Raw genomic sequence first — 5,362 nt, 5'->3', positions numbered from 1 at the left:
CGTTTTGCCTCCGCTTGCTGCGCGTTGGCACTCAGTACGTCGCGGAATACGAATTTTGTCCCAGTCCCTTTTCCCTTACTCCAGCACCAGCGACCCAGTATACAACTGGTAGTACTCGCCGTGCTGCGCCATCAGCTGCTCGTGGTTCCCTTGCTCAACGATCTTCCCATGATCCAGAACGATGATCAGGTCAGAATTGAAGATGGTGGACAACCGGTGGGCGATGACGAACGTCGTCCGGCCCTTCATCAGGTTATCCATCCCGGCCTGCACCGCCCGCTCCGTGCGGGTATCGATGCTGGCGGTGGCTTCATCCATGATCATCACCGGGGGATCGGCCACGGCCGCCCGGGCAATGGACAAGAGCTGCCGTTGCCCCTGGGACAGGTCGCTGCCGTCGCCGTCGATGGTGGTCTGGTAACCCTTGGGCAGGGCCTTGATGAATTCATCCGCGTTGGCCAGCTTAGCCGCCGCGATGACCTCATCATCGGTGGCATCCAGGTTGCCCATCCGGATGTTGTTCATGATCGTATCCGTGAACAGGTTGGTCTCCTGCAGGACGATGGCCAGCGAATGGCGCAGGTCCGCCTTCTTAATGTCGCGAATATCGATGCCGTCATACGTAATCTGACCGGAATCGATGTCGTAGAAGCGGTTGATCATCGACGTGATCGTCGTCTTCCCCGCCCCAGTGGCCCCGACGAACGCGACCTTCTCCCCGGCCTTGGCGGTCAGGTTGATGTCGTGCAGGATCTGGACCCCAGGATAGTAAGAAAAGTTCACGTCATGGAACTCGACCACGCCCTGGACCGGCACCAGCTTCGCCGGCGGTCCGGGCACTTGCCAGGCCCATGTCTCGGTATGCTGCTTGGTGGGCACCAGCGCACCGCTGGCGTCTTTGGCGGTATTGGTAATGGTCACCGTGCCCTCATCGCCTTCCGGCTTCTCGTCCAACAAGCCGAAGATTCGTTCGGCCCCGGCCAACGCCATGATAATGGAGTTGACCTGCTGCGAGATCTGGGCGACCGGCTGAGTGAAGCCCCGGCTTAATTGCAGAAAGGCGGCCAGTCCGCCCAACGTCAGGGTAATCACGTGGTTAATGGCCAAGCTGCCGCCAATGACGGCGGTCAAAACGTACAGCAGGTTGGACATGTTCCCCATAATCGGGAAGACCATTGTCGCGTACGCATTGGCCTTGGCCGAATCGTTGCGCAAACCGGAGTTGTAGGTATTGAACTGTTTCTGCACGGCATCTTCGTGGGAGAATACCTTGACCACTTTCAAGCCGTTCAGAATTTCTTCCGCATAGCCGTTGACCGTTCCCAAGGCTTGCTGCTGGGCGGTGAAGTACCGGGACGACTGGGCAAACAACACCCGCACGAAGATGATGCTCAGACCCAGGACTGCCAATGACAGTAAGGTCAGGAGCGGACTGATCAACAGCATCATGACCAGAACGAACGTCATATTGAACAGCGATTGAATAAAGGTGGGAATGCTCTGGGAGATCATCTGCATCAGGGTATCGACATCGTTGGTGTAGCGGCTCATGATGTCGCCCACATCGTTACGGTCGAAGTAACTCATCGGCAACGACTGCATATGTTCGAACATTTCATCCCGGATCTGCTTTTGCACCCGCTGGCCGATAATCACCTGCAACTGGGTAAAGATTGCGGTGCCGATCACGCCGGTGTAGTAGATGCCGGCCATAATGGCGATGGCCTGGACCAGCGGCGCGAAGTTCGGCGTCGCCTCCTTGGTCAGCGGCATGATGTAACTGTCGATCAGGGTCTGAATGAACTTCGACCCCAGGGAAGCCGACAGCGCTGCGATAATGATACTGATGACAGACACCAGCCACATCGTCCGTGAACTGGCGAAGGTATACTTCAGCAGCCGGCCCAGGGTTTGCCAGGCATGCTCCGGACGGCGGCCGCGGCCGCGATTATTTCCCCGCATCTGACGCATCGCTGTCATCTCCTTCCGTATCTTTAATGGTATCTTGTTCATCCTTTTGCTGAGACTCGTTCAGTTCCTTGTAGATGGCGTTGCTCTTCAGCAGCTCCTCGTGAGTCCCGATCCCATTGATCTGGCCATTGTTCAAGACGATGATCTGATCGGCTTGGGCAATGGACGTGATCCGTTGAGAAATCATGATCTTGGTCATATTGGGCAGTTCCGTCCGCAGCGCGGTCATGATCTTACCCTCGGTCTCGGTATCCACGGCACTGGTAGAATCGTCCAAAATCAGAATCTTGGGCTTCTTCAATAGCGCCCGGGCAATCGTCAGCCGCTGTTTTTGGCCGCCGGAGACGTTACTCCCGCCCTGCTCAATGTAGGTGTCATATTTCTTCGGCATCTCTTGGACGAAGCCGTCTGCCTGGGCCATGGCCGCGGCTTTCTGCACCTCGGCATCCGTCGCATTGGCATCGCCCCAGCGCAGGTTCTCGGCAATCGTACCAGAGAACAGATTATTATTCTGGAGGACCATCGCGACGGCATCCCGCAGCGTACGCAGGTCATAGCGCCGGACATCGGTGCCGCCTACGCTGACCGTCCCAGAACTGACATCGTACAGCCGCGGAATCAGCGAGACCAATGTGGACTTGCCGGACCCCGTACCGCCGATGATGCCGACAAAGGTGCCAGGCGCGATGTGCAGCGACACATCGTTCAGGCTGGGGTGAGAAGCATGCAGATAACTCATGGACACGTCGGCAAAGTCCACCGACCCGTCCTTCACCGTCGTGATCGGATTGTCCGGATTGACGATGGACGGCTGCTCCCGCAGGATCGCCGCGATTCGGTTCGCCGACGCCTGGGAGACCGACAGCATGGTAATGATATTCGACAGCATCATCAAGCTGAAGAGAATACTCATGGTGTAAGAAAAGAGCGAGACCAGCTGCCCGGTCTCCAGCGTCTTACCGACGATCATCTGGGCGCCGACCCAGGAAACGAGCAGCATCGTAGTGTTGATCATGAAGGTCATGACCGGCGCGTTCATCGCCATCAGCCGTTGGGCTTTGGAGAAAATCGTGAAGATGCCGTTGCTGGCATCCTTAAACTTATTGATTTCTTCCTCCTGGCGATCAAAGGTCTTGATCACCCGAATGCCCCGCAGGTTCTCGTTCACGACGCGGTTCAAAATATCATACCGGCGGAACACGCGGCTGAACAGCGGGTAGGCGGTATGAATGATAAAGTAGAGGATGACCGCCAGAATCGGCACCACAATGGCGAAGATTCCCGCCATCTGGGGACTGACCCGGAAGGACATGACCATCGAGAAAATGAACATCAAGGGCGCCCGGAAGGCGATCCGGATGGAGATCTGATACGCCTGCTGGACGTTGGTAATGTCGGTGGTCAGCCGGGTGACAACACTGGCGGTGGAGAAGTGTTCAATGTTGGCAAAGGAAAACTTCTGCACCTGCGCAAACTCGTCGTGCCGCAAGTTCTGGGCGAAGCCAGCGGCGGCATGACTGGAAAACCAGCTGGCGCCGGACCCGGCCACCAAGGACACGACGGCCAGACCGACCAGAACCAAGCCCCACTTTTGAATATACGCTAAGTTCCCCGGGGTAATGCCGTAATCGATGATGTTCCCCATGAGGAAAGGAATGTACGTTTCCAACATGACTTCAATCGCCACGAGGACCGGCGAGAGCAGGGACATCCACTTGTACTCCCGCACAGATTTAAGTAGTATTTTGACCACAATTGGCCTCCTATTCTAAACGGGCGAGGCCAATGCGTCTCGATGGGAGCGCAGCGGCCTTCGCCCGGTGTTAATAATCGGCCCCCGATACGGACCGTTCGCGGTAATACACGCTTCTTCATGTTAACGCACATTAAAGGAAGTTTCACGTTGAAAGCTCAATCGTTGCATTTCCCCCACCGACCCGGTAAGCTGTGGGCATAAGCATGAAAGAAGGGACCGTGGGCAATGCGGATGCTGTGGAGATTCATTAAATTCGTCAGCCAGCTGATGATCGTTGCCGGACTGGTGCTGCTGCTGATCGTCGGGATCCGCAAGTGGCAGACGTACGACCAAGTGCACCGCGTCAGCCAGCTCATTTCTCAGCAGCAGAACACCAGCGCCAGCGCCCCCAAGGGCTGGTCTCAGTTAGAAAACTGGTGGCTGGCGGGGGAAAACGGGCAGATCGTCTATAACGCCCAGGCCCTGCCCCAGTACCAGACCGAAGCCGCCAGCGCCGCTGCTTGGTGGAACAAAGCGGCCGGCCGGCAGGTGATCGTGCCCCAAACCACGCAGGCCAATGCGGACGTGTACCTGGCCCCGGTAGAGAGCAAATACCTTTCTTTCTCCGGTCTCGCCAGCAACAGTCACAAGATCATGCTGAATATTACCGCGGAGAAGAATAACAAAAACGACAGTGATGTGATCAACATCTTCATCCACGAATTCGGCCACGCCTTCGGGCTGGCCCATGCCCCCCAGAGCTACAACGACGTGATGTCCCCCTCCCAAATCGCCTCCGGTGAGATTCGCCAGGTCTCCCAATACGACCGGGATGCCTTGACTGCCGCGCTGAACCGTATCGCCAAGGTCAAAGCCCAAGGGGTCACCGCCCAGGCCTACACCGCCATCGCTGGCCAGCAGCCCCTGGCCGACAGCGGCCTGACCAATCTGCGGGATGCGGTCCAAAACGCGCGCCAACCCCTGGTGGATGTCCTCACCCAAACCATTGCCAAGGCCGGCAAGCAGGACGAAGGCGCCAGCCCGTCCGTCAGCACCGCTAAGGATTACCTGCAGCGGCTCAAGTACAACGACACCGTCAGCGACGAGACGATCCACGGCGCGGAGAACGCTTTGCACACCTTGGCGGTGGATTATCACTTAGAGAAGTACTTTCCCTTCGCCTTCGACCAGGGCACCACTACCCAAAACAGCGACGATCTGGAGAGTTTCATCGGGGATTAATTCGGTGATTTGAACTTTTTCCGTGCCGAATCTGGCGCAATGCACTACAATAGACTTTGTAGCAAGTACTTATCAATGGAGGTATGAATTATGGCAGTTCAAGACGGTACACCTGGCGATCCTAAAGACATCGAAATGACCAGCATGCTGGACAAGAAGATGAGCGAGGAGTTCGACTGGAGCGACAGCAACTTGCCCATCCGCGACGCTCTTTGGGACTACTACATGGAGAAGAACAACCACAGCACTGACCAGACCGAAAAGGACATGCTGCCGACATTGGACATGTCTGACGACGACGTTAAGGCTTTGGCGACAAAGCTTCTCAAGAAGTAATCGTCAAACCGTATTCAAGCGCTGGCAACAGCGCAATCATGGAAGCCGCAGCGAACTGAACGCTGCGGCTTTTTTGGT

4 protein-coding genes are annotated in these 5,362 nt (G+C 56.6%); 2 read left to right on the top strand and 2 right to left on the bottom strand.

The genetic code is table 11. From position 1 onward, the window contains the following. Positions 1 to 75 precede the first annotated feature (75 nt). Both L248_RS08685 and L248_RS08680 read right to left on the bottom strand, forming a co-directional pair. Positions 76 to 1,971 carry an ABC transporter ATP-binding protein gene (locus tag L248_RS08685; protein WP_022529808.1) on the bottom strand — a complete coding sequence of 632 codons (1,896 nt, stop codon included), beginning with the start codon at positions 1,969 to 1,971 and terminating at the stop codon, positions 76 to 78. After that, positions 1,949 to 3,724: an ABC transporter ATP-binding protein gene (locus L248_RS08680; protein ID WP_051999948.1), complete on the bottom strand. Its 1,776-nt coding sequence runs from the start codon at positions 3,722 to 3,724 to the stop codon at positions 1,949 to 1,951. The genes L248_RS08685 and L248_RS08680 overlap by 23 nt, the downstream gene beginning before the upstream one ends. Before the next feature lie 228 nt (positions 3,725 to 3,952). On the opposite strand from L248_RS08680, the gene L248_RS08675 reads away from it, so the two are divergent. Beyond that, the gene (locus L248_RS08675) at positions 3,953 to 4,948 is read left to right on the top strand and encodes a matrixin family metalloprotease (protein ID WP_022529806.1); all 996 of its coding nucleotides are present in this window, start codon (positions 3,953 to 3,955) and stop codon (positions 4,946 to 4,948) included. 90 nt (positions 4,949 to 5,038) lie between these two features. Continuing rightward, positions 5,039 to 5,284: a P8 family protein gene (locus tag L248_RS08670; RefSeq protein ID WP_022529805.1), complete on the top strand. Its 246-nt coding sequence runs from the start codon at positions 5,039 to 5,041 to the stop codon at positions 5,282 to 5,284. Positions 5,285 to 5,362: the final 78 nt, after the last annotated feature.

Origin of the sequence: Schleiferilactobacillus shenzhenensis LY-73 (assembly GCF_000469325.1) — a bacterium.
Lineage (GTDB): Bacteria > Bacillota > Bacilli > Lactobacillales > Lactobacillaceae > Schleiferilactobacillus > Schleiferilactobacillus shenzhenensis.
This window is presented reverse-complemented; position numbering and strand designations above follow the sequence as displayed.

Excerpts from the sequence above, each read along its gene's own strand:
- L248_RS08670 (WP_022529805.1), top strand. The coding sequence starts at position 5,039 with ATGGCAGTTCAAGACGGTACACCTGGCGATCCTAAAGACATCGAAATG.
- L248_RS08685 (WP_022529808.1), bottom strand. The coding sequence starts at position 1,971 with ATGCGTCAGATGCGGGGAAATAATCGCGGCCGCGGCCGCCGTCCGGAG.
- L248_RS08675 (WP_022529806.1), top strand. The coding sequence starts at position 3,953 with ATGCGGATGCTGTGGAGATTCATTAAATTCGTCAGCCAGCTGATGATC.